Genomic DNA, 23,524 nt, shown 5'->3' with positions numbered 1-23,524 from the left:
TCGGGGCGGAGTGATCTGTTGCGCTTCGATACCGTGGATGTGGAGTCGTTCAGTGCGGCGCTGGCGTTGTTCAAGGCGAGATTCGATCCAGCAGACGAACGTCTACTGGTGGTGGTGGTCGATAACGCTGGCTGGCACCGCAGTCCTCAGGTGATCGTGCCCTCGGGCGTGCACCTGGTGTTCACCTTGCCGTACACGCCAGAGTTGATGCCTGCTGAACACCTGTGGCTGCCGTTGAAGGAGGGGCTGGTGAATCGCGCGTGGTCAACCCTTTCGGAGCTGATCGAACCGCTGGATCGCCGTTGCGTGTGGTTGATGCAGGAGCATGCCCTGGTCTCGAATCTCACGAGCTTCCACTGGCTCCCGGCTGCCTGATGCTAAATGTCTAAATCAAAACCGTATCAGACGGGCGGAACGCGGAGCCGCCGCCCCGCCGCGAGCACCGGACCGCATGCAGGCCCGCGCCGTTCGGTTCATTCCTGGCGCGTTCCGTTCTGGCGGGCGTCCCCTTTACCGCGCGTCCACGCCGACGGCCTCGCTGACGTGCGTGAATCCGTCGCGGCGCAGCAGGGCCGCGAGGTCCGCGTTGATGCGGGCGGGCAGGCCCGGCCCGCCGTACACGAGGGCCGTGTACAGCTCCACGAGGCTCGCCCCGGCGCGGATCTTGTCATACGCGTCCTGCGCGCTGAAGATGCCGCCGACCCCCACGATGGGCAGGGTGCCGCCCGTCAGGCGGTACGCGGCGGCGACGAGCGCGGTGGAGCGGCGCGTGAGCGGGCGTCCGCTGAGGCCGCCCGCCTCGTCACGGTTCGGGTGCGTCAGGCCGGTCCGGTCCAGGGTGGTGTTGCTGACCACCACGCCCGACACGCCGACCGCCTGCATGGCCTGCACGCTCGCCGCGAAGTCCTGTTCGTCCATGTCGGGCGACAGTTTCACGAGGACCGGCAGGGAGGGTCGCAGGGTCCACACCTCGTCCAGCACGGTTCCTACGAGCCGCGTGAGTTCGTCGGCGGCCTGCAGGGAGCGCAGGCCGGGCGTGTTGGGGCTGCTGACGTTGATTACGAAGCCCTCCGCGTGGCGGTACAGGGAGCGCACGGCGTCCAGGTAGTCCTGCGCGGCCGCGTCGTTCGGGGTGTCCTTGTTCTTGCCGATGTTCACCCAGACGGGCGCGTGCCGCTGGCCCGTCAGGTGCCGCGCCATGCGGCCCGTGCCGCCGTTGTTGAAACCCATGCGGTTGATGAGCGCGTCGTCCGGCGGGAGCCGGTACAGGCGCGGGAGGGGATTGCCGGGCTGCGGGCGGGGCGTGACGGTGCCCACCTCCACGAACCCGAACCCGAGCGCCGTGAAGACGGGGACCGCCTCGGCGTTCTTGTCGAGGCCCGCCGCGAGCCCCAGCGGGCTGCGGTACGCGCGGCCCCAGAGGGTCTGCGTGAGGGCCGGGTCGGGGCGCAGGGCGGACGCGGCGACGCCCGTCACGAGCGGCACGCGGCCGAGGACAGCGGCTCCGCGGATGGTGAAGTGATGCGCCCGTTCGGCGTCCAGGCGGAACAGCAGCGGCTTGGCGAAACGCGAGTACATGAAGGTCAGCATAGAGCGTGCCCTCCCCTGCCGCCCGCCCCCGCCTCTACAGGCCCAGCTCGCTCAGGCCGGGCGTGCCGTGCGGGCGCGGGCCGAGCGGCCAGCGGAACAGGCGGTCCGTTTCGCGGATGGGCACGTCGTTGATGGACGCCTCGCGCCGCGCCATCAGGCCCGCGTCCGTGAAGGCCCACTGCTCGTTCCCGTGCGCGCGGAACCACTGCCCGGACGCGTCGTGGTACTCGTACACGAAGCGGACCGACACGCGCTCCTGATGGAAGGCCCACACCTCCTTCACGAGGCGGTACTCGTGTTCCGCCGCCCACTTGCGCGTCAGGAACGCGACGACGGCCTCGCGGCCCCGCAGGAACTCGGAGCGGTTGCGCCACACCGTGTCCTCCGTGTACGCGAGCGACACGCGTTCCGGATCGCGGGAATTCCAGGCGTCCTCAGCCAGCCGGGCCTTCTGGCAGGCGGTCTCGTGCGTGAACGGCGGGACGGGCGGACGTGCATCCATGAGGTCACCTCTGACGGCAGTGCGGAAGGCCCCGGGGAGGATCGGTGGGGCCGGGTCACTCCGCATGGTACGCCCGGCCGGACCCGCGCGGCGTGACGGATGACCATGATGCGGCACGCCCGGCAGAGCGGGTCTGCCGGGCGTGCGTGCGGGTGGGGCCCTGACCGGGAATTCCGGTGCAGGGCTGTGCTTCAGAACTGGGCGAGGACGGCCTGCAGGCGTTCCTTCTGCGCGGTGAAGTCCGTGACGCGGCGGCGTTCCTCGTCGATCACGTCCTGCGGGGCGCGCGCGACGAAGCCCGCGTTGTTCAGTTTGCCCTGCGCCTGGTTGATCTGTTTGTCGAGTTCCGCGAGGCGTTTCTTCTGCTTGCCGAGCCAGTCGGCGATGTCGACCGTCCCTTCAAGCGGCGCGAGGACCGTGAGGCCCGCCTCGACGGCGCTGAGGGTGCGGCCGTCCAGGGCGTCCACCAGCGTGACGCGCGCGATGCCTTCCACGATGGTGCGGTTGTCGAGCACCACGCCCGCGCGCTCGCCGTCCAGCGCGACGTTCAGGCGTTCCTGGGGGGCCATGCCGAGTTCGTTCTTGAGGCTGCGGGCGGCACTGACGGCGGCGCGCAGCGTCTCGAAGGCGCGGGTGGCTTCCTCGTCGTGCAGGGTGTCGTCCCCTTCGGGCCAGGTGTGCACGGCGATCTGGCGGCGGTGCCCGAGGTTCTGGTACAGCTCGCTCGTGATGAACGGCATGACGGGGTGCAGCATCTTGAGGATGTGTTCCAGCACGGCCTTGACGGTGACGAGCGTCCCGAGGCGGCCCTCCTGCAGGGCGGGTTTCGCGGCCTCGATGTACCAGTCGCAGAACTCGTCCCACGTGAAGCTGTACAGCGCGCGGATGGCGGCGCCGATGTCGAGCGCGTCGAGGTGCGCGGTCACCTCGCGGGTCACGGCGTCCAAGCGGCTGATGATCCAGCGGTCCGCGAGGGTCAGCTGGTCCGGCTGGGCGCGCACCTGCGCGAGCGCGTCGCGGCTGCGGATGGGGTCGCCGGTGCGTTCGCGCACGGCGTGCCGCACGTAGCGGGTGAGGTCGTCGCCGCTGCCGGACTCGCCGAGCAGTCCGGCGTCGTCGGCCTTCTGGATGTTCAGGACCGCGAAGCGCGCGGCGTTCCAGAGTTTGTTCGCGAAGTTGCGGCCCTGCTCGAAGCGCCTCGGGTCGTGCCGGATGTCCTGCCCGCCGGTGGACAGGAACGCGAACGCGAAGCGGCTGGCGTCCACGCCGTACGTCTCGAACAGCGCGAGCGGGTCGATGCCGTTTCCCTTGCTCTTGGACATCTTCTGGCCCTTCTCGTCGAGGTACAGGCCGTGCAGCATGATGCGCCCGAAGGGTGCCTGGTCGGTCAGGCCGTACGCGGCCATCTGCATGCGCGCCACCCAGAAGAACAGGATGTCGTAGCCGGTCACGAGGACCTGCGTGGGGTAGAACTTCTGGAAGTCCTCGGCGTCCAGGTCGGGCCAGCCGAGCGTGGAGAAGGGCCACAGGTTGCTGCTGAACCACGTGTCGAACACGTCCGGGTCGCGGCGCAGCGTGAGGTGCGCGTAGCGGGCGTCCTGATCGCAGTCCAGGTCGGGGTTCTCGGGGCTGGGCACGTACACGTTGCCGTCCTCGTCGTACCACGCGGGAATCTGGTGTCCCCACCACAGCTGACGGCTGATGTTCCAGTCGCGGATGTTTTCCAGCCAGTCGCGGTTGACCTTGGTGTAGCGGTCCGGGATGAGCTGCATGTCGCCCGCGTCCAGGCCTTCCAGCACACGCTGCGCGAGCGGTTTGACGTTCACGAACCACTGGGTGCTCACGATGGGTTCCACCGGGACCTTGGTGCGTTCGCTCAGGCCGATGGCGGTCACGTGGTCCTTCTGCTCCACGAGCGCGCCGTCCTCCTCCAGCGCCTTCAGGACGGCCTTGCGGGCCGCGAAGCGCTCCATGCCCTGGAAGGCGTCCGGCACGAGGTCCGAGGTGAGGTTGCCGTTCAGGTCGATGACGCTCGGGCGGGCCAGCCCGTGCCGTTCACCGATCTCGAAGTCGGTCGGGTCGTGCGCGGGCGTGATCTTGAGGGCGCCCACCCCGAAGCCCATCTCGACCGCGGCGTCCGCGATGATCGGGATGAGGCGCTTCGTGAGTGGAATGCGGGCCTGCAGGCCCACCAGGTGCCGGAACCGTTCGTCGTCCGGGTGCACGGCGATCGCCTGGTCCGCGAAGATCGTCTCGGGACGCACGGTCGCGATGAGGATCTCGCCCGCCTCGCCGTTGCTGGCGGGCGTGGCGGGGTCGGCCAGCATGTAGCGCAGGGTGGTCATCTGGCCCTTGCGTTCCTCGCGGTCGATCTCCAGTTCGGACAGCGTCGTCTGCGCGGCCACGTCCCAGTTCACGATGCGCTCCCCGCGGTACGCGAGGCCCTCGCTGTACAGGCGCACGAACTGGTGGCGCACGGCGCGGCTGAGCAGGTCGTCCATCGTGAAGCGCTCGCGGGTCCAGTCGGCGCTGACGCCCAGGCGGCGCAGCTGCTCGAAGATCTGCCCGCCGGACTCCTGCTTCCAGGCCCACACGCGCTCCAGGAACTTCTCGCGGCCCAGGTCGAAGCGCGTGATGTTCTCGGCCTTCAGCTGGCGTTCCACCACGACCTGCGTGCTGATGCCCGCGTGATCCATGCCCGGCAGGTACAGCGCCTCGAAGCCCGCCATGCGCTTGAAACGGATGAGCGTGTCGATGAGGGTGTTGTCGAGCGCGTGCCCGAGGTGCAGGTTGCCCGTCACGTTCGGCGGCGGGATCATGATTGTGAAGGGCGGCTTGCTGCTGCTGGCGTCCGCGCGGAACGGTTCGCGGAACCAGCGGTCCGCCCACTTCGGCTCGGCGGTCGCCGGGTCGAAGGATTTGGGCATGCCGGAGGTGTCGGCGCTGGCGGCAGTATCCGTGCTGGAGGCGGTGTCGGCGGTCGGCGCGTCGGGCGTCTGGTCGTGCGGCTGTTCGGGCGTGTGGTCGGTCATGAAGTCTCCTGTGATGGGCCGGGAAGGTGCGCCTGCAGGTGCCGCAGGGCCTCCCTGTCAGGGTGATGTGGGGCGGTCTGTCAGGTCAGACGGGGTTCAGGTGCGCGTGGGCCCAGGGGAGGGCGGCGTCCATCTCCCAGTCGAGCCGCGGGGCCAGGGCGGGCATCCAGCGGAACGCGAAGTGTTCGCCGTCCGCGTCTCGCTCCCAGGTGTCGGGCGTGCCGGGCGGCGCGCGGAACAGGAACGCGTGGCACACCTGCCGCGTGAAGCGGTCCGGCAGCTGCGCTTCCCACAGGTACGACGTGAGGTACGTCGGGGCGGGCAGGGTCAGGCCGGTCTCCTCCCACAGTTCGCGGGTGGCGGCCTGTCCTGGCGTCTCGCCGGGCTCCACGCCGCCTGCCGGGAGTTGCACGCCTGCACTTCCGGCGGGCACGTGGTCCATCACCAGCAGGTCCTGGCCGCGCGTGACGAAGCACACGGCCTTCTCTCTGAGGTGGTGGGTGGCGGCCCGGTGGCGGGCGTCCTGCAGGGTGCGGAAGGGTGTGATGCTCATGCGGTCCTCGCGGGCAGGTGAGTGAGGGCCGGGGGCGTGACAGCAGTGCGCCTCGCCCGCCGGGACGGTCCCGGTCGCGGACGAGGCGCTGCTCAGCGTTCCCGTGGTACCACCGCGTTTCCCCCTCCTGCTCCGGGGGCACTTGCTCGCGCTGTGTCGGGCGCACCCGGAGAGGTCTACTCGGCGTGCGCCTTTCTTCTCCCGTACTCGCGGGCGACGTTCCCCGGCTGCGTTCCCGGTCCCCTCTCAGTCGCGCGGGCGCGGGGGGCCTTCCTGTGGGTGCACGTCCGGGTACTCTTCCCGGTCAACGTGTCCCCAGTATAGCCGCTGCCGTGCGCGCGTGGGGCACGGACGGCAGCCGGGGGTACGGTTCCTGCGGTCCTCATGAGGGACGGGCCGTGCTATCCGCCGTCCGTGTTCCCGCCGGTCGGCGGCTGGTGCTGGCGGTCCTGCCAGTCGTGGCGGCTGACCTCCATGTGCACGTCGGTGCGGTCCGGCGTGATGGTGCGGCCCACCTCGTGGAAGCCGGTCGCGAGGAAGCTGCGCTGCGCGCGGCGGTTGTGGGAGAAGGTCGTGAGGCGCACGCGTTCCAGGGGCGGTTGCCGCTGCCCGAACGCCCAGGCGAGCAGGGCGGTGACGGCGTCGCGGCCGTACCCTCTGCCCCACAGGCGGCGCTCGCCGATCATGACGCCCAGCGTCCCGAAACGCGCCTGGGCGGGCGGGACGGGCCGCAGGTCGTACAGTTCGATGCTGCCGATGAGCGTGCCGTCTTCGTCGAGGATGCCGAAGCCGTGCCGGTCCCCGCCGCGTTCCTCGTCGATCATGACGCGCCGGAACAGGAATTCCGGGATGCGGATGGGCTGCGCGCCGTTCCAGTCGGCGAGTTCCCGGTCACGGAAGTACGAGTGCATCTTCCGCCATTCGGAAGCGTCGAGCTGCACCAGCGGCTTGAGCGTGACGCGCCCGTGGGTGGGGGCGCTCACGGCGCGGCCCGGCCTGAGCGGCGGAGTGCGGGACGGACGGACGGGACCCTCATGCCGGGGTAGTGTATCAGCGGGACGCGCGGAGCGCACGCCCGGCAGGCAGCGGCAAGGGAACGCGGGCCGCCCTGCTGTGGGCGGCCCGCGCGGTGAGGTGAGGTCAGTGCGCGGTGCGCTGGCTGCTCAGCTGGCCTGCCCCGATGGCGGAGTCGAGGTCCACGGCGCCGTTGCTCTTGAAGATCTTGATGGCGTCGTCGGTGTTCAGGTCGGCCTGCGCGCGGGCGAACACGAGGATGTGGCCGTTCTTGAGGCTCTGGTTGTACCCTTCGGCCACGCGGGCGGGCATGCCGAACTGACGCATCAGCTTGACGTAGTCACCGTTGTCGCTGCCGGCCAGCGCGCCGAACAGGCCACCCATGCCCGCGCCGCCCAGCACGCCGAACAGCATGCCGAGCAGGCCGCCGTCCGCGTAGATGCGGGTGGTGGGGATGATGAGCAGCAGGATCCACACGGGGACGGTCAGGGCGAGTCCGCCGAGCGTGCCGATGCCGATGCCTTTCAGCACGGCCGCGGAACCGCCGGGCGCCCCCTCCTCGGGGCTGATGCCGGTCTCCGAGGCCAGTTCGGCCTCCTGGACCACGTCGAGCATGGTGAATCCCAGGTTGTCGCGGTGGTAACCGCGGGCGAGCAGGGCGTCCAGGGCAGTCTTGACCTGGGTGGGCTCACGAAAGAGGGCAACGACGCTTTCCATTGGGTCTGTTGTATCACGGTCCGCTCAGGAAACGCGAGGGACACGCGTACCCGGGCGCGTCCCACCGCCAGGGACAGGACAATAAGGGGTGGCCGGGACTCAGAGGATCGGAGTGCTCAGGGGGACTGTCCGGGGCCGAGCACGTCGTCCGCCTCGGTCGCCTCGCCCATCGCTTCGAGGTGCGCGGCGTCGTTGAAGCCGAGGAGCGTCCCGCCGCCCTCCGTCAGGAGGACGCGGGTGACGCTGGTGTTCGTGACGGACAGGCGCGCCCACGCGTTCTGCGGCACGCCGCCCAGCGCGAGGCCCACCGCGACGCGGACGACGCCGCCGTGCGTGAACACCAGCACCCGCCCGCCCGCGTGCCGTGCCCGCATCGCCTGGAAGCTCGTCCCGGCCCGCTCGTACAGGTCCTTCATGCTCTCCCCGCCGGGTCGGCGGGTGTTCCAGGGGTCGGCGCGCAGCGCTTCGAGGTAGTCGGCGTGCTCGGTGCGGAGCTGCGGGGTGTCCTTGCCGCTCAGCAGGCCCACGTCGATCTCGCGCAGGCCCTCGTCGATCCGCACGTCCGGCTGCGCCGCGAGGCGTTCGGCGACGATCTCGGCCGTGACGAGCGCGCGCGCGAGGTCGCTGGAGTACACCGCGTCGAAGGTCTGCCCGGTGAGGCGTTCGGCGAGCATCGCGGCCTGCAGGCGGCCCTCCAGGCTGAGCGGCACGTCCGCCTGCCCCTGGTAGCGGCCCTGGAGGTTCCAGGTGCTCTCGCCGTGCCGCACCACCCAGAACTCCGTGGCCTGCGCCCGGTCCGGGGCAGGGAAGCCGGTAGGCGGCCTGTACGCGGGCTCGACGGGCTTCCCGCCCGGCGTTTCGGTGCCCGCCGGTTCCGGCTGGGTCATGCCGCGCCGCCCCCGTTCAGGGTCACGCCCGACCCGGCCGTCATCTGCCCGATCACCCAGGGCTGCTCGCCCGCCGCGCGCAGCGTGACGAGGGCGGCGTCCGCCTGCGCGGCGGGCACCATGAACAGGTAACCGACGCCCATGTTCAGGGCGTGGAAGGCGTCGTGCGTGCTGATCTCGCCGCGCTCCACGATCAGGCGGAAGAGTGGCGGCAGCGTCCAGCTGTTCAGGTCGACGCGCATGCCGACCCCCTGCGGGAAGATGCGGGGCGGGTTGTCGATCAGGCCGCCGCCCGTGATGTGACTCATGCCGCGCACGTCCGTCCCGGCCGCCACGAGCGCCTCGAAGGCCGCGAGGTAGCAGCGGTGCGGGGCCAGCAGCGCGTCCTGCAGCGTGCCGCCCAGGTCGCCGCGCTCCTCCTGCCAGTCGAGACCGTCCAGCACGCGGCGCGCGAGGCTGTACCCGTTGGTGTGCAGGCCGCTGCTCGGCAGGGCGATCACGGTGTCGCCCACCTCCAGGCGCTCGCCCGTCACGAGGTTCGGGCGGTCCACCACGCCCACCAGCGTGCCCACGATGTCGAGTTCGCCCGTCACGTACACGCCGGGCATCTCGGCCGTCTCGCCGCCCAGCAGGGCCGCGCCGACCTGCAGGCACGCCTCGGCCGCGCCGTTCACGAACTCCGCGACGCTCTCCGGCACGAGTGTACCCATCGCGATGTAATCGAGGAAGAAGAGCGGGCGGGCGCCCTGCACGAGCAGGTCGTTGGTGCAGTGGTTGACGATGTCGTGCCCCAGGTGTCGGAACACGCCCGCCTGCGCGGCGACCTTCGTCTTGGTGCCGACGCCGTCCGTGGACGCGACCAGGATAGGGTCCGTCATGCCGCCGAGCGCGGGCCGGAACAGGCCGCCGAAGCCGCCCAGGCCGCTGAGGACCGCGCCACGCAGGCCGGGCGCGTTCTGGCTGCGGCCCACCGCGTCCTTCATGAGGGCCACCGCGCGGTGCCCCGCCTCGATGTCCACCCCCGCCTGCTGGTACGCCGAGGGGCGGGGTGAGCCGGGTGTAGGGTTGAGGGCCTGATCAGTATCGTTCGCCATGCGTCTGGGAGTCAGTGTAGCAGGGGCGTTCCTCCCCCCCCGGCGGGAGGGCTGGACGGGGTCGCCGGGCGGGCGGGGAGGGGCGGGCGGTATGCTGGGCGTCAGACCCCCCTGCCCCCGACCTTCAGGAGACGACCATGACCCACGCACACCCCGGCCAGGAATCCGCATGACGGCGCTGCAACGCGGCGAGAAACGCAGACTGCAGGACCTCACGTCCCGGCGCACGCTGGACGTGACGCTGCAGCACGACCTGCAGGGCGCGGACGTGAGCGTGTTCGGCCTGAACGCCGACCGGAAACTGCAGGACGACCGGTACTTCGTGTTCTACAACCAGCTGAGCAGCCCGCGCGGCGAGGTGACGCTCACGCAGGACGCGCGCGGCGGCCGGTTCCGGCTGGAGCTGGACGCGCTGCCCGCCAGCGTGCGCCGACTGGTGTTCGTGGTCACGCACGACAGCGCGCCCTTCTCGCAGCTCGGGCGGCTCTCGTGGACGCTCGGCGACCCGGACGTGCGCGCCAGCGTGGAGCTGCGCGGCGATCAGTTCGCGCAGGAGCGGGCCGTGATGGTCGCCGAGGTGTACGAGCACGCCGGGGAGTGGCGCGTCGCGAACGTCGGGCAGGGCTTCAGCGGCGGCCTGGACGCCCTGCTGCGCCACTTCGGCGGGGAGGAGGCTCAGCCCACACCCCACACGCCCCCCGCCCCGGCCCCCACCTGGACGCCCCCGGCACCCGCCTCTCCCCCGGTCCCCACGGCGGGCGGCGGGACGCGCTTCGCGCCCGCCAGTGACGGCACGTACAGCCTCACGCAGTTCCTTCAAAAGAACGCCGAGGCCGACCGTCCCGGCGACGTGTTCGAACTGGAGAGCGACAAGATGCTGGAAGTCAAGGTGCGGGGCCGCGTGTGGAGCAAGCTCGGCGCGATGGTCGCGTACAGCGGCAACCTCAGCTTCAAACGCGAGGGCATGCTGGAGGGCGGCATCATGAAGGCCCTCGTGCGCGCCGTGACGAGCGAGATGGAACCCCTCGCGAAGATCGAGGGGCAGGGCGTGTGCTACCTCGCCGACCAGGCGAAGGAGATCACGGTCCTGAAATTGCAGGGCGACGCCGTGAACGTCGCCGGGCACGCCCTCCTCGCCTTCGAGGACACGGTGCAGCATAAAATCACCATGCACCGCAGCGCGGCAGGCATGGTGTCGGGCGGCCTGTTCAGCGTGCTGCTGCGCGGGCAGGGCATGCTGGCCCTGCTGAGCCACGGGCGGCCCCTCACGCTGCGCGTCACGAACGGCGAGACGGTGTACACCGACCCCAACGCCACCATCGGCTGGAGCGAGAACCTCAGCCCGCAGCTGCGGGTGGACAGCTCCCTGAAGAGCTTCATCGGGCGGGGCGGCGGCGAGACCTTCCAGATGGCCTTCCAGGGCGAGGGCTTCGTGATCGTGCAGCCGTACGAGGAGAACATGCACTGAACCTCTGCCGCCGGTGCACAGCTGACCACAGGGACGCCGCCCCCACGAGAGATCTCCGTGGGGGCGGCGCGCTGCTGACGCCTCGCTGCACGGGGCCGGGCCGTGCAGTATGGGACCCGCCCGGCCGAACGTCAGGCGTTCAGCTCCAGCCGGGATCAGTGCAGCGGCACGTGCCCCGGGAAGCCGATCACGAGGTCGAGCAGGTCGCCGACCATCGCGGACGCGGTCACCATGCCGCCCGCCCCGCCGCCCGCGAAGTACAGTTCGCCGCACTCCTCGCCGCGGAACACGAGGGCGTTGCGGCCCGCGCCGATGCTGCAGATGGGATGCGTGTTCGGGAGGCGCTGCGGGGACACGGTCGCTTCCCAGCCCTCGCCGTCCGGGCCGGGGCGCAGTTCGGCGATCAGCTTGTACTTCTCGCCGTTCGCGGCGGCGTCCTGCACGTCCTGCAGGGTGACGCCCTCGATGCCCTGCACCTTCACCTGATCGTACGGGAAGTCGCCGTCCGCGCAGAAGCGGGCGAGCACGGCGAGCTTGTGCGCGGTGTCGAAGCCGCCCACGTCCAGGGTGGGCGGGTCCTCGGCGTACCCCATCTCCTGCGCTTCCGCGAGCGCCTGCGCGTACTCCTTGCCTTCCTCCATCTGCGTGAGGATGTAGTTGCAGGTGCCGTTCAGGACGGCCTGCAGGCTCTCGAAGCGGCTGGCGCGCAGCACGGTGCTCATCGGGCCGATGACGGGCGTGCCCGCCATGACGGACGCCTCGTAGTACAGCTTCCCGGCGAGCGCGTACTCGCGCAGCTCACGCCAGCACTCCGCGAGGAGCGCCTTGTTGGCCGTGATGACGGGCCGCCCGGACTTCAGGTACGGGTGCAGCAGCGCCAGGGGCCGCTGCGTGCCGCCCATCGCCTCGATCACCACGCCGCACTCCTGCAGGAAGGCGGGGTCGTCCGTGAGGGGCGTTCCGGCGGGCACGTCGCGCGCCCGGTCGGCGTCGCGCACGAGGACGCCCGCCACCTCGATCCGCACGCCGATGTCGGAGAAGATGTCCTGGCGGCGCTGCAGGAGGTGCAGGACATTCTGGCCCACCGTGCCGCACCCCAGCAGCCCGACGGTGACGGTCTTGAGCGGAACGGCACTGGTCATGGGGGGATGATAGCCGCGCGCCGCCCGCCGCCCGCCTGCCCTGTATGGCCCTCCCCGGCCGCCGGACGTGGCGGGCACGTGAAGTGCAGGCACAGGAGGCGCGCCCCGCCCCGCGCTAGACTGCTTTTCATGTTCAACCATCCTGATCGCCTCTCCCGCCTGGAGCGTCCCGCTCCACCGCCCAGTCCGGGCAGCGCTCCACCCCGTCCGAGGGCACGCCTGCACGGAGCGCCGGGCACGTGCTGAGCGGCCGCATCGAGGAACTCGGCACCGAGTACGCCGCCATCGAACGCAGTCTGGGCGACCCGGCCGTGCTGGCCGACACGCGCGAGTACACGCGCCTCACGCGCCGCCACCGGGAACTCACGCCGCTCATCACGCTCTGGACCGAGTACCGCGCGCAGGAACGCCTCGCGCAGGACGCCCGCAGCCTCCTGACGGACCCCGAGATGGCCGACCTCGCCCGCAGCGAACTGGACGCCGCCCTGACGCGCATGGCGACGCTGGAGAACGAGCTGGAAGTCCTGCTGCTGCCCCGCGACCCGTACGACAGTCACGACGTGATCCTCGAACTGCGCGCCGGGGCGGGCGGCGACGAGGCGGGCCTGTTCGCGGCGGACCTGCTGCGCCTGTACACCCGGTACGTGGAGGGCCTGAACCTGAAGCTGAGCGTCGCGGACGCGTCCGAGTCGGACCTCGGCGGGTACTCGCGCCTCGTGGCGGAAGTCGCGGGCGAGAACGCGTACCGCGCCATGAAGTGGGAGCGCGGCGTGCACCGCGTGCAGCGCGTGCCCGCCACGGAAACGCAGGGCCGCATCCACACGAGCACCGTGACGGTAGCCGTGCTCCCGCAGGTCGAGCAGGAGGACGTGCAGCTCGACCTGTCCGAGGTGCGCATCGACGTGTTCCGCGCGCAGGGTGCGGGCGGTCAGGGCGTCAACACCACCGACTCCGCCGTGCGCGCCACGTACCGCGCGGGCACGCCCGAAGAGATCATGGTGGTCTGCCAGGACGGCCGCAGCCAGATCAAGAACAAGGAGAAGGCCCTGCAGATCCTGCGGGCGCGCCTCGCGGAACGGCAGCGTGAGGAGCGCGCCGTGACAGAACGCGAGGCGCGCAGCGCGCAGGTCGGCAGCGGCGACCGCAGCGAGAAGATCCGCACCTACAACTACCCGCAGAACCGCGTGACCGACCACCGCCTGACCGGCGACGACAAGAACTTCGCGCTGGACAGCGTGATGGAGGGCGCGCTCGCGGGGGTCGTCACGGCGCTCGAACGTGCGGAACGCGAACAGCAGCTCTCGGAGATGACCGATCATGCCACGGCGTGATCTGCTCGTCACGGCCGCCATCCTCCGCGACCGGCAGGGACGGGTGCTGCTGGTCGGGAACGACTGGCAGGGCCTGGGCCGCGTGCGCTTCACGCTGCCGGGCGGCGTGGTGGAGTCCGGCGAGGTCGCCCCGGAGGGCCTGTACCGCGAGATCGTCGAGGAGACGGGCCTGAAGCTCACGGGCATCAAGCACCTCGCGTACATGGTGCACATCGAGGACGAACGGCGCGGCGAGCGCGCCATCGCCATCGTGTTCGAGGCGACGTGGGAGGGCCTGCTCAACCCGGCCGACCCGGACGGCTTCATCGTGTCCGCCAGCTTCTTCACGCCAGAGGAAGCGGTGCTGAAACTGGAGACGCCGCCCATGCGCGAACCGCTCAGCGACTACCTCCGGACGGGCCAGCCGGGCCGCTTCTACGCCTTCAAGGGCTGGGACGGCAAGGGCGGCCTGCGCATCCCCGCGCTGCGCAAGGAAGACCACTGACGGCACGGCTGGACCATGGCCGAGACAACAGTACAGGGGGAAGGCCAGCGCCAGCCTTCCCCCCTTTTCTGTCGCGCCTCAGTCGCGGATGAGGACGACGGGCGTGCGGCCCGGCACGTCCAGCACCGCGCCGGACGCGACCTGCACCGTACGCCCGCTCACGGCGTCGCGGTACGTGCCGGCGGGCAGCGCGGACAGGGACGCGACCTGCGCGCGCGTGGCGGTGTTCATGACGACGTACGCGGCCGAACCGAGGTGCGTGCGGGCGTACAGCAGCAGGTCGTTCTGCGCGTGCAGCACCTCGAACGTGCCGCGCTGCAGGGCCGGGCAGGCGTGCCGCGCGGCCGTGAGCTGCCGCACCAGCGTCAGGGTGTCCATGTCCCAGCTGCCCTCGTCGTCCCACGGGAAGGCGCGGCGGCAGTCGGGGTCCGGGCCGCCCGGCAGGCCGATCTCGTCCCCGTAGTACAGGCAGGGCGCGCCGACGTACGTGAGCTGGAAGGCCAGCGCGAGCCGGTGCGCGGTCGCGTCGCCGCCCACGGCACTCAGGTAGCGGGCGGTGTCGTGGCTGTCGAGCAGGTTCAGTTGCGCCTGCACGATCTCCAGCGGGTACGTGGACGCGACCTCGGTCATGCGGGCCGCGAAGGCCTCGGTCGTCATGGGGTCCACGTGGCCGGTGCCGCTCACCTCGTTCATGCTGTGGTCGAGGGTGCGCGCCCCGAAGTGCGCGAGGCAGGGCCGCGTGAACGGGTAGTTCATGACGGCGTCGAACTGGTCGCCCTGCAGCCAGCGGTGCGCGTCGCCCCAGATCTCCCCCACGATGTACGCGTCGGGGTTGATGGCCTTGACGCGGCGGCGGAACTCCTGCCAGAAGCTGTCGTCGTCGATCTCGTTCGGCACGTCGAGGCGCCACCCGTCGATCCCGAAGCGCATCCAGAACTCCGCGACGTCCCACAGGAACTCCCGGACCGCCAGCGTGTCCGTGTTGAATTTCGGGAGGGCGCGGTTGCCCCACCACGCCTCGTAGTTGGCGGGCCGGGCGTCGTCGTACGGGGAGAGCGGGAACGGCCCGGCGTGGAACCAGTCGAGGTACGCGCTGTCCTCCCCCTGTTCCAGCAGGTCCGAGAACTGGAAGAAGCCGCGCGAGGCGTGGTTGAACACGCCGTCCAGCACGACCCGGATGCCGCGCGCGTGCGCCGCGTCGATCAGTTCGCGCAGGGCGGCGTTCCCGCCGAGCATGGGGTCCACCTGATAGTAGTCGTGCGTGTGGTAGCGGTGATTGCTGGCCGACTGGAAGACCGGGCAGAAGTAGATGGCGTTCACGCCGAGCGACGCGATGTGGTCGAGGCGTTCCACCACGCCGAGCAGGTCGCCGCCCTGGTACCTGTGAAAGGTCGGCGCGTCTCCCCAGTCCTGCAGGTGAGTCGCTTTCGGAACGCGGGTGCTGCGGGCGAAGCGGTCGGGGAAGATCTGGTAGAAGACGGCGTCCTTGACCCAGTCGGGGGTGCGAATATCCACCCTGCGCAGTGTACCGGATAACCTGGGCACGGGCGGCACGGGGAATTCAGGTCGCCTGGACCTTCCCGTTCGCCCAGGCGAGCAGCCACGTGCGCGCCCCGGCCTCGTCCGTCACGTCGCCCAGTGCGCGCGCTTCGGCGAGGGCGCGCAGCGCCTCCCCGAGCTGCGGGCCGGGCGGGAGGTCCAGCAGGGCCATCACCTGCCGCCCGTCCAGCAGCGGGGCGGGCACGCCGGGCTGGTCCTCCAGGGCCGCCAGGACGCGGTCCATGCCCTGCCGGTACGAGAAACGCGAGTGCTCGCTGCTGCGCGGCCCGCGTGCCGCCTCGCGGTCCGCCAGCATCAGGGCGAGCAGGTCCGGCAGCAGGTCCCGGCGGCGGTGCACGAAGCGCCGCGCCTCCCGTTCCGACTGCGGGAGCGGCAGCATGTGCGCCGCCACGAGCGCCGTCACGCGCTCCACCTCGCCCGCCGGGAAGCGCAGGCGCGTCAGCATCTCGCGCGCGAGGTCCGCCCCGACCCGCTCGTGCCCGTGAAAGTGCAGCGCGTCCCCGTCCACGCCCCGCGTGCGCGGCTTTCCCACGTCGTGCAGCAGGGCCGCCCAGCGCAGCGTGAGCGGCGCGTCCGGGAAGCGGCCCAGCAGCTGGTGCAGGGCCTCGGCCGCGTGCCCCAGCACGTCCAGGTGATGGAAGTCCCCGTGCCGCATGCCTTCCCCCTCCAGCAGTTCCGGCAGGTACACGCGCAGCAGCCCGAGGTCCCTGAGCAGCAGCACACCGCGCGCGGCGTCCTCGTGCCGCAGCAGGGCGTTCAGTTCGTCACGCGCGCGTTCCGGGGCGGGCAGTGGCAGCCCCTCCCCCGCCAGCCGCTGCACGGCGGCCCGCGTGGCGGGTTCCAGCGAGAAGCCCAGCGTGACGCTCAGCCGCGCGGCCCGCAGGAGCCTGAGCGGATCGCCGCGCAGGTTCTCTTCCCGCACCATCCGCAGGCGCCCTGCACGCAGGTCGCGCCGACCGCCGGTGGGGTCCGTCACGCGCCCGTCCGCGTGCAGGGCCAGCGCGTTCACCGTGAAGTCCCGCCGCCACAGGTCGTCCTCCAGCAGGTCGGGGCGCGGCACGACGTCATGCTGCTGTGCGCCCGCCACCACGCGGTAGTACCCGCGCACGGGATCGAGCGCGAACACTGCCCCGCCGAGCAGGCCAGCCAGCCGTTCCGCCGCCGCGTGCGGGTCGGGGGCCGCCCAGTCCCAGTCTTTCGGCGTCACGCCGCGCAGCACGTCGCGCACCGCGCCGCCCACGAGCACCGCCCCGTCCGGCCACCGCCCGTTCAGGACGAGGGGGCGCAGACGGGGCGGGACGGGCGAACGACGGAACACGCCAGGGCCGAAGCTTACTTCGCGCCGATCTTGACGCTGATGATCCAGCGGTTGGTGGGCGTCACCGTGTACGCGGTGGTGCCATCGGCCGCTGTGGAAGCGGTGGTGGTGTTGCCGAAAACGTAGTCGATGCGCGGCCCGATCAGGACCGGCAGCGCGTCGTTGCGGTAGAACAGGTCGGCGCGCACGCCACCCTCGCTCGTCACGGTCAGGCCGTTCACGCTGCGCTCGTTGTCGTAGTGCGGCGTCAGGTCCAGCACGAACGCGGGCGCGACATCCGCGCGGGCCGTGAACGCCACGTTGTTGAGCGTCGTCTCGCTGCCCAGGAACGAGTACCGGAAGTGGTACTCCGCCGAGCGAAGCGACAGCGCCCCGGCATTGAGTCTGGGCGTGGCGACCACGTCCACGTTGCTGCGGCTGTAGCGGCCGAAGTTGTACGCCCCGATCTGGCTGTCCCCGACCGCGAAGCGTTCGAACTCGCTGACCGTCACGCTGCTGTAGTCGGTGGGGCGCACGGTGACGCTGGCACTCAGGTCCGTGCTGAGCTGCACCGACTTCGGGAAGAAGTACCCGCGCGCCGTGCCGTACACGCCGTACGTGGCGGGGCCGTCCGTGACGCTCTTTCCGCCGCTCACTTCGGTGTGGACGAACGGCGACTCCTGATACCCGTCCGGACCCTTGACGTTGTCGTAGTTCCCGGTGCCCTGCCAGGCGTAGCCCGCCTCGGCGTAGACCCGGAAGGGACCCTGCGCGGCGGCCCATCCGGCAGACAGCTGGCTGACTCGGTTATGGTCCTGCAGCAGCGCCTGGTACTGCAGGCCCGTGTAGGGGTTGTGGTTGATCTCGAGGTGGCCGACGCCTTCCGTGGCGCCCGCCGTGTCGTTGTAGTACCGGCCTGCGGCGAAGGTGGTGTCGTCGTAGCGCACGCTGAGCGCGTACTCCTGATACTTGGGGTGGCTGACGTACGTGAGGCGCGTGTCGGCCTTGAAAGGCAGCGGGAAGTACCGCACGCCGTACCCGTTGGAGGAGTCCGCGAAGCCCTCCACACCACCGAAGCGGCCGAGGTACTCGGCGCTGAACAGGTTCAGCAGCTGGGCCGTGAAGCTGACGTTGGGGTCGTTGGGGCTGGTCGAGGGTGGCGGCTGGGGAGGCTGCGTCTGCGCGGAGGCGAGCCCTCCGGCGGTTCCCAGGACCAGGCTCAGTGCGGCGGAAAGGATACGGAGTCTCGTCACCATGTCGCCCCACTATGCCAGAAGGAACGGACCGGGGGTGAGGGGGAGGGACAGACGTCTCATGAGCCTGCCCGGCCGGGGCGCGTCAGGAGCGGCGGATGTGGACGACGGTGACGCCGTGCCCGCCCTGGTTCGGTTCGGCGTCGCTGAAGCTCTCGACGCGCTTGTCGGTCTTGAGGTAGTCGCGCAGCAGGCGGCGCAGAACGCCCTGCCCCTTGCCGTGCACGACGCGCAGCGGGGATTCCTTGAGGGCGTGCGCCTCACCGACCGCCTGCCGGAGTTCCTCGACGGCCTCCTCGACGTGGTGGCCGCGCAGCTGCAGTTCGTTCTGGAAGGTGGTGGCGGTCGTGCCGACGAACGCGGCGCGTTTCTTCGCCTGGACCTTCGGGGGTTCCTCGGCGCGCAGGCGCACGTCGCGGCGGCGCACGTTGACCTTCATGACGCCGAGCTGCACGACGAGTTCGTCGCCGCGCACGTCGAGCACCTGGCCGCTCGCGCCGTAGGCGGGCACGTCGACGGTGCTGCCCGCGCGCAGGGGGTCGCCGCGCGGCGTTTCCGGCTGCGTCTGCGGTCGTTCGGCCTGCGCGGTGCGGCGCAGCTGGCGCAGTTCCTCGAGGACGCGGGGGCGGGCGGTGTCCTCGCGGGCGCGGGAGCGGAGGCTGCGGACCTGTTCGACGGCGTTGGTGTAGAGCGCCTCGGCCTTCTGCGCGGCCTCCGCGATGAGTTCGTCGCGGCGTTCCTGGATGGTGGCGCGTTCCTGCTGCACGCGGCCCAGTTCGGCCTCGGCGGTGCGGCGCGCGGCGGCGGCGCGGTCCAGGTCGGCGCGGAGCGTCTCGCGCTCCTGTTCGAGGTTCTCGAGCAGCGCTTCGAGCAGTCCGCCTTCCGGTCCGAGGATGGTTTCGGCGCGCGTCATGACGCTTTCGGGGAGGCCCATGCGGCGCGCGATGGCGAGCGCGTAGCTGCGGCCCGGCTGGCCGACCTGCAGGCGGTAGGTGGGCGCGAGCTGCGCGAGGTCGAAGCCCATGCTGGCGTTCTTCAGGCCCGGCGTTTCCAGCGCGAACAGCTTGAGCGGCGCGAGGTGCGACGTGATCACGCCGCGCGCGTCCTGACCCAGGAGGCGTTCGATGATCGCCTGACTGAGCGCGGCGCCTTCCTGCGGGTCGGTGCCGCTGCCGAGCTCGTCGATGAGGACCAGGGTGCGGCGGCCCGCCATGTCGAGCACCTCGCGCTGATGCTTGAGGTGCGACGCGAAGGTGGACAGGCTCGCCTCGATGCTCTGCTCGTCCCCGATGTCCACGAGGACGTCTTCCACGACGGGCAGCACGGCGCTCGCCGCGGCGACGTACAGGCCGCACTGGTGCATCAGGACGGCGAGACCGAGGGTCTTGAGGGTGGCGGTCTTGCCGCCCATGTTCGGGCCGGTGATGAGCAGCAGGCGCGTGTCGCCGAGCGTCAGGTCGTTCGCGACGGCGTTGTCGATGAGCGGGTGGCGGGCTTCGTGCAGGCGGTACTCGCCGTCCGGTCCGGTCTGCGGGCGGTTCAGGCGCCAGTCGCGGGCGAGTCTGGCTTTCGCGGCGATCAGGTCGAGTTCGGCGAGCGTGAGGATGGTCGCGTCGATCCCGGCGTCCCCGGCGATCAGGCCGGACAGTTCGGTGAGGATGCGGCGCACCTCGGCCTCCTCGTCGAGCAGGAGGCGCGCGAGTTCGTTGTTGAGGGGCGTGATGGAGGCGGGCTCCACGAAGTACGTCTGCCCCGAAGCGCTGGAGTCCACGATGATGCCCTGCACCTGCGAGACGCGGCTCGCCTGGACGGGCAGCACGTAGCGGTCGCGGCGCAGCGTGACGATGTTCTCCTGCAGCACGTCCGCCCACTGTTCGAGGGTGTTGGTGAGGCGTTCGCGGATGCGGTCGCGCAGCGGCGCGAGACGGCGGCGCAGTTCGCGGAGTTTGGGCGTGGCGTCGTCGCGGACCTCGCCGCCACGGTCGATGCTCTCCAGCACGCGCCGCACGACGAGCGTGTGGTCCGACAGGCCCGTCCCGGCGTGGTGCGTGACGACGTCCAGCAGCGGGCCGCGCGAGTTGGTGGCGACGGATCGGCGCACCGTCATGGCCGCGTCGAGGGTGTACCCGACCTCCAGCAGTTCCTGGCCGGTCAGGACGCGGCCGTCACGGGCGCGCTCCACGAGCGGCCGGACGTCCTGCACGCCGCCGAGCGACAGGGACACGCCGAACAGCGCGTCCTCGAGTTCGTCGAGTTCCCGGGCGATCTGCGCGGGGCTGTCACTGGGACACAGGCCCTGGGCGCGCTCCACGCCCATGCCGGTCGCGGCGCGCGTGGCGAGGGCAGCCCGGATGCGGGGGAAATCGAGGGTGGCGAGGGCGGCTTCTTCGAACGGCACGCCCAACAGTATAGGAAGGGGGACCCACAGGGATCGTGGGCGAAATGGCTTACGTGTCCTTCACGTGCACGGCCCGCCCCGTCCTGCGGGCACGGGAGCGGTTCGCGTGACGGGGGTTCGCGGGCAGGGGCGGGGTGCGGTTCACCAGCCGAGGATCTTCAGCACCAGGTTGATCGCCCCGAGGCAGCCCCGGTTCTCGCGGCTGATCTGCTTGCGGCGGCGTTCGTCCTCCAGTTCCGTGCGGAGGCGGAGCCGTTCGGTCTCCTCCGCCCGGAGACGTGCCCGGGTGGTCACGTCCAGTGCGGGCTGGGTCTCGTCCCGTTCGGCGGGGTGGTCCGGTCCGGTCACGGGGTCTCCTGGGAGGGCGCGGGTCAGAGGCGGGGCGGGGTGACCTGCAGGTCGCCTTCCGGACCGTCCGGGCCGTCCCTGACGGCGTCCTGCACGGCGGCGGGCGCGCTGGGCAGGGTGGTCGGCTGGACGTGGCGCGTCAGTTCGAACACGAGGTGCGTGAGTTCGTCGCGCAGCAGGCCCTCCCAGGCGGTCTGCACGGCGTTCCGGCTGCCGGGCAGCGCGAACAGCAGCGTCTGGCTGGCAAGCCCGCCGACGGCGCGGGACAGCATCGCGGCGCCCTTCACCTGCTGAAAGCTGAGCATCCGGAACAGTTCTCCGAAGCCCGGCATGGGTTTGGTGATGAGGCTCTCGACGACGGGAATGGTGACGTCACGGCCCGTGATGCCGGTCCCGCCGCTCGTGATGACGACCTGCGCCTGCCGCATCAGGGCGTTGAGCGCGCCGCGAATTTCGAGGGCGTCGTCGCGGACGATGCGGTAATCCACGACGTCGTGCCCGCCGCTGCGGAGTTCCGCGAGCAGGTACTGGCCGCTCGTGTCGGTCTCCTCGGTCCGGGTGTCGGAGATGGTAAGGACGCCCACCTGAACGCGGTCGGGGGCGGCCTGGATGTGGTCTTCGCGGCTCATGGCTGCCACTGTAAGGGCTGAGCGTGAGGACGACTCTGACTGGCGGCTTGCATGAAGGTCCGCTCAGGGCGGCTCACATCTTGCCCGGTCGCCTGGCAGGTTCCCGCGCTTCATACGGTGTTGATCCGATTCCAGGGACGCCGGGAACGACGCCGGCATCCAAATCATCTCCTGGGAACCGTACTTGTTGGTGCCCTCTTCGCTCGGCTGAACGCCAGGAGTTCAGCCGGGCGTGGGATCAGTCCTGTTCGACGCTGCCCGCGAGGACCGTCTGGACGCGTTCGGGCAGGAGGCGCAGGTGGGCGCGCGTGAGGGGCGCGTTCGTGCGGCGCAGCGTGAGCGACACGTACAGGCGCGCCTGCTCGCCGAGGTACTCGCGGTAGTACACCTCGCCGCCGGACCGGACGCACTCCAGGGCGAGCAGGTCCATCTGTTCGCTCAGCACTTCGAGCGCGAGGTGCCGGGCGGCCTGCGTGCCGCTCTCGCCGAGCAGGACGGGGAGGGTGTCCAGCAGGCGCGGGTCGCGCGCGAGTTGCGGGGCGGCGCGGCGCACGGCGGGGTCCTTCAGGGTGAGGCTGCAGGCGCGGCAGGGCTGCTCGGCGGTGGCTTCGCCGCAGACGGGGCAGGGGCTGTAGCCCTGCTGTTCGCGCCACCGGCGGGCGCGGGTGATGGCCTCGGCGGCGCGGGTGGCGGCGTCCCGCAGGGTGTCAGGCACGTCCTGCACGAGCTGCTGCGCGCGTTCCCGGTCGGGGGGCGGGAGGACGTCCTGCACGACGACCGTCTCCTCGGGCCTGGGCGTGCCGACCACGAAGCGCAGTTCGGTGACGCTCTCGTCACCGAGCGCCTGCTGCAGCCGCGCGAGGACGTGGTGGCGCTGCATGCTGAGGTGGTGCGCCTGGGCGCTGTCGCGCGCCTCGACGAACAGGGTGGTGCCGTGCTGGTTGCGGGCGCGGGTGAGGCGCGCGAGTTCCGGGCCGACCACCTGCGGCCACAGCAGGACGCTGCGGGCGCGGTTCACGCCGACCTTCAGGCCGCGCCGGGCGAGCGTCTCGCCGAGCAGGCCGCGCATGCTGTGCGTGGTGCCGGTGCGGCGGCTCACGCGTGCACCTGCGTGGGTTGCGGTTCGGGGTGACGGGCGGGCCGGAAGGTGCCGCCGTGCGCGCGCAGTTCGAGGACCGCGCCGGGGAAGGCCTCGGTGCCGGTCACGATGGCCTGCGGGACGGACGCGGCGAGGTCCAGCAGGAACTGGCGGCGCTGCGGGTCGAGTTCGGCGGAGAAGTCGTCGATGAGCAGGATGGGCGGTTCCGCGTAACGTTCCTGCAGCAGGTCGAGTTCCGCCTTGCGCAGCGCGAGGGCGATGGTGCGCGCCTCGCCGCGGCTGGCGTAGTCGCTGGCCGGGAAGTCCCCGAGGTGCAGGCGCAGGTCGTCGCGGTGCGGGCCGAGCACGGTGGCGCCCCGGCGGAGTTCCTCGGGGCGGCGGCGGCCGAGGTCGGCGCGGAAGGTGTCGGGAGTGGTCGTTTCGAGCAGTTCGAGGCGCAGGGGTTTGCCGCTGCCGAGCGCGGCGTGGTTCTCGGCGGCGAGTTCCGCGAGGCGCGACACGGCGCGGCGGCGCAGCAGCATGATCTCGGTGCCGAGCGTGACGAGGCTCTCGTCCCAGACGCCCATCGCCCAGTCCTCACCGGCCTTGAGGCCCGCGTTGCGCTGCGCGACGCTGCGCTCGTAGCGGGCGAGCACCTGGGCGTGCCGGGGGCTGAGGCGCGACAGGAGCGCGTCAAGGAACGCGCGGCGCAGGGCGGGACCGCCGTACACGAGTTCGCTGTCCTCCGGGCGGATCCAGACGGCGCTGCCGCGCGGGAGTTCCTGACCGCGCACGCGCACGCCGTCCACACGGGTGGTACGCCGCCCCCGGCCGACGCCCGTCTCCAGCACGCTGAGGCTGCCGCCCTGGTACAGGTCCGCGCGGACGTACCCTTCGCGCTCCCCGGCGCGCACGAGCACCTCGAGGCGCGGCGCGTCCGTCAGGCCCGTCAGGGCGAGGTACGCCGCTTCGAGCAGGTTCGTCTTTCCGGCGCCGTTCTGGCCCCAGATGCCCGTCACGCCCGCCGGGAAGTTCAGGGTGGCCGCCTCCAGATTGCGGTAGTTCAGGGTCGTGAGGGCGGTCAGCAGCACACCCGCCATTGTACCTCCCGCGTCCGGGCCGCACGGTGAGCCGCGCCGGGCCTCTC

21 protein-coding genes are annotated in these 23,524 nt (G+C 71.2%); 4 read left to right on the top strand and 17 right to left on the bottom strand.

What is annotated here, in order from left to right; genetic code table 11:
• The coding region (locus IEY33_RS01015; protein ID WP_229670659.1) for a transposase at positions 1 to 375 on the top strand (375 nt) is incomplete at its 5' end.
• A 135-nt stretch (positions 376 to 510) separates the two neighbouring features.
• On the opposite strand, the gene IEY33_RS01010 is transcribed toward IEY33_RS01015, so the two are convergent.
• The 8 genes from IEY33_RS01010 to purM all read right to left on the bottom strand — a co-directional run bounded on the left by IEY33_RS01010 (position 511) and on the right by purM (position 9,389).
• Positions 511 to 1,578, bottom strand: a complete 1,068-nt coding sequence (locus IEY33_RS01010; protein WP_188960367.1) for a quinone-dependent dihydroorotate dehydrogenase — start codon at positions 1,576 to 1,578, stop codon at positions 511 to 513.
• A 46-nt stretch (positions 1,579 to 1,624) separates the two neighbouring features.
• The gene (locus tag IEY33_RS01005) at positions 1,625 to 2,092 is read right to left on the bottom strand and encodes a nuclear transport factor 2 family protein (RefSeq protein ID WP_188960366.1); all 468 of its coding nucleotides are present in this window, start codon (positions 2,090 to 2,092) and stop codon (positions 1,625 to 1,627) included.
• Between the two features lie 191 nt (positions 2,093 to 2,283).
• Positions 2,284 to 5,019 (bottom strand): valine--tRNA ligase, encoded by a 2,736-nt coding sequence (locus IEY33_RS01000; protein WP_188960917.1) that lies wholly within the window; start codon positions 5,017 to 5,019, stop codon positions 2,284 to 2,286.
• Positions 5,020 to 5,209: 190 nt separating this feature from the next.
• A complete protein-coding gene (locus IEY33_RS00995) occupies positions 5,210 to 5,677 on the bottom strand; it encodes an NUDIX domain-containing protein (protein WP_188960365.1) in 468 nt (155 codons plus the stop codon).
• A gap of 401 nt (positions 5,678 to 6,078) precedes the next feature.
• Positions 6,079 to 6,660, bottom strand: a complete 582-nt coding sequence (locus tag IEY33_RS00990; RefSeq protein ID WP_188960364.1) for a GNAT family N-acetyltransferase — start codon at positions 6,658 to 6,660, stop codon at positions 6,079 to 6,081.
• Between the two features lie 157 nt (positions 6,661 to 6,817).
• Positions 6,818 to 7,408, bottom strand: a complete 591-nt coding sequence (locus tag IEY33_RS00985) for a hypothetical protein (RefSeq protein WP_188960363.1) — start codon at positions 7,406 to 7,408, stop codon at positions 6,818 to 6,820.
• Positions 7,409 to 7,524: 116 nt separating this feature from the next.
• Positions 7,525 to 8,295: a histidine phosphatase family protein gene (locus IEY33_RS00980; RefSeq protein WP_188960362.1), complete on the bottom strand. Its 771-nt coding sequence runs from the start codon at positions 8,293 to 8,295 to the stop codon at positions 7,525 to 7,527.
• Positions 8,292 to 9,389 carry a phosphoribosylformylglycinamidine cyclo-ligase gene (purM, locus tag IEY33_RS00975; RefSeq protein WP_188960361.1) on the bottom strand — a complete coding sequence of 366 codons (1,098 nt, stop codon included), beginning with the start codon at positions 9,387 to 9,389 and terminating at the stop codon, positions 8,292 to 8,294. The genes IEY33_RS00980 and purM overlap by 4 nt, the downstream gene beginning before the upstream one ends.
• A gap of 169 nt (positions 9,390 to 9,558) precedes the next feature.
• Here purM and IEY33_RS19515 point away from each other — a divergent pair, with 169 nt between their 5' ends.
• Positions 9,559 to 10,857, top strand: coding sequence for an AIM24 family protein (locus IEY33_RS19515; protein WP_188960360.1), 1,299 nt, complete (start codon positions 9,559 to 9,561; stop codon positions 10,855 to 10,857).
• A 155-nt stretch (positions 10,858 to 11,012) separates the two neighbouring features.
• On the opposite strand, the gene IEY33_RS00965 is transcribed toward IEY33_RS19515, so the two are convergent.
• Positions 11,013 to 11,999, bottom strand: coding sequence for a homoserine dehydrogenase (locus tag IEY33_RS00965; protein ID WP_188960359.1), 987 nt, complete (start codon positions 11,997 to 11,999; stop codon positions 11,013 to 11,015).
• 239 nt (positions 12,000 to 12,238) lie between these two features.
• Between IEY33_RS00965 and prfA the strand changes: the two genes are divergently transcribed.
• Together prfA and IEY33_RS00955 are read left to right on the top strand one after the other, a co-directional pair.
• Positions 12,239 to 13,330 (top strand): peptide chain release factor 1, encoded by a 1,092-nt coding sequence (gene prfA, locus IEY33_RS00960; RefSeq protein ID WP_188960358.1) that lies wholly within the window; start codon positions 12,239 to 12,241, stop codon positions 13,328 to 13,330.
• Positions 13,317 to 13,814: an NUDIX hydrolase gene (locus tag IEY33_RS00955; RefSeq protein ID WP_188960357.1), complete on the top strand. Its 498-nt coding sequence runs from the start codon at positions 13,317 to 13,319 to the stop codon at positions 13,812 to 13,814. Before prfA ends, IEY33_RS00955 begins: the two co-directional genes overlap by 14 nt.
• Positions 13,815 to 13,892: 78 nt before the next feature.
• On the opposite strand, the gene IEY33_RS00950 is transcribed toward IEY33_RS00955, so the two are convergent.
• The 8 genes from IEY33_RS00950 to recF all read right to left on the bottom strand — a co-directional run bounded on the left by IEY33_RS00950 (position 13,893) and on the right by recF (position 23,477).
• A complete protein-coding gene (locus IEY33_RS00950; protein ID WP_188960356.1) occupies positions 13,893 to 15,329 on the bottom strand; it encodes a glycoside hydrolase family 13 protein in 1,437 nt (478 codons plus the stop codon).
• 46 nt (positions 15,330 to 15,375) lie between these two features.
• A complete protein-coding gene (locus IEY33_RS19145) occupies positions 15,376 to 16,692 on the bottom strand; it encodes an HD domain-containing protein (RefSeq protein WP_229670658.1) in 1,317 nt (438 codons plus the stop codon).
• 14 nt (positions 16,693 to 16,706) lie between these two features.
• Complete coding sequence (locus IEY33_RS19140) at positions 16,707 to 17,927, bottom strand: hypothetical protein (RefSeq protein ID WP_229670657.1); 1,221 nt, start codon at positions 17,925 to 17,927, stop codon at positions 16,707 to 16,709.
• An 82-nt stretch (positions 17,928 to 18,009) separates the two neighbouring features.
• Positions 18,010 to 20,322, bottom strand: coding sequence for an endonuclease MutS2 (locus tag IEY33_RS00940; protein WP_188960355.1), 2,313 nt, complete (start codon positions 20,320 to 20,322; stop codon positions 18,010 to 18,012).
• 141 nt (positions 20,323 to 20,463) lie between these two features.
• Positions 20,464 to 20,670: a hypothetical protein gene (locus IEY33_RS00935; RefSeq protein ID WP_188960354.1), complete on the bottom strand. Its 207-nt coding sequence runs from the start codon at positions 20,668 to 20,670 to the stop codon at positions 20,464 to 20,466.
• 23 nt (positions 20,671 to 20,693) lie between these two features.
• On the bottom strand, positions 20,694 to 21,299 hold the full coding sequence (locus tag IEY33_RS00930; RefSeq protein ID WP_188960353.1) for a MogA/MoaB family molybdenum cofactor biosynthesis protein: 606 nt from the start codon (positions 21,297 to 21,299) through the stop codon (positions 20,694 to 20,696).
• 238 nt (positions 21,300 to 21,537) lie between these two features.
• Positions 21,538 to 22,398 (bottom strand): DciA family protein, encoded by an 861-nt coding sequence (locus IEY33_RS00925; RefSeq protein ID WP_229670656.1) that lies wholly within the window; start codon positions 22,396 to 22,398, stop codon positions 21,538 to 21,540.
• Entirely contained in the window at positions 22,395 to 23,477 is a 1,083-nt protein-coding gene (gene recF / locus IEY33_RS00920) for a DNA replication/repair protein RecF (protein WP_188960352.1), read from the bottom strand. Before recF ends, IEY33_RS00925 begins: the two co-directional genes overlap by 4 nt.
• Positions 23,478 to 23,524: the final 47 nt, after the last annotated feature.

Origin of the sequence: Deinococcus aquiradiocola, assembly GCF_014646915.1 — a bacterium.
GTDB classification, from domain to species: Bacteria; Deinococcota; Deinococci; order Deinococcales; family Deinococcaceae; genus Deinococcus; species Deinococcus aquiradiocola.
Note: the sequence above shows the minus strand (reverse complement) of the source record. Positions and strands in the feature narration are given on the sequence as shown.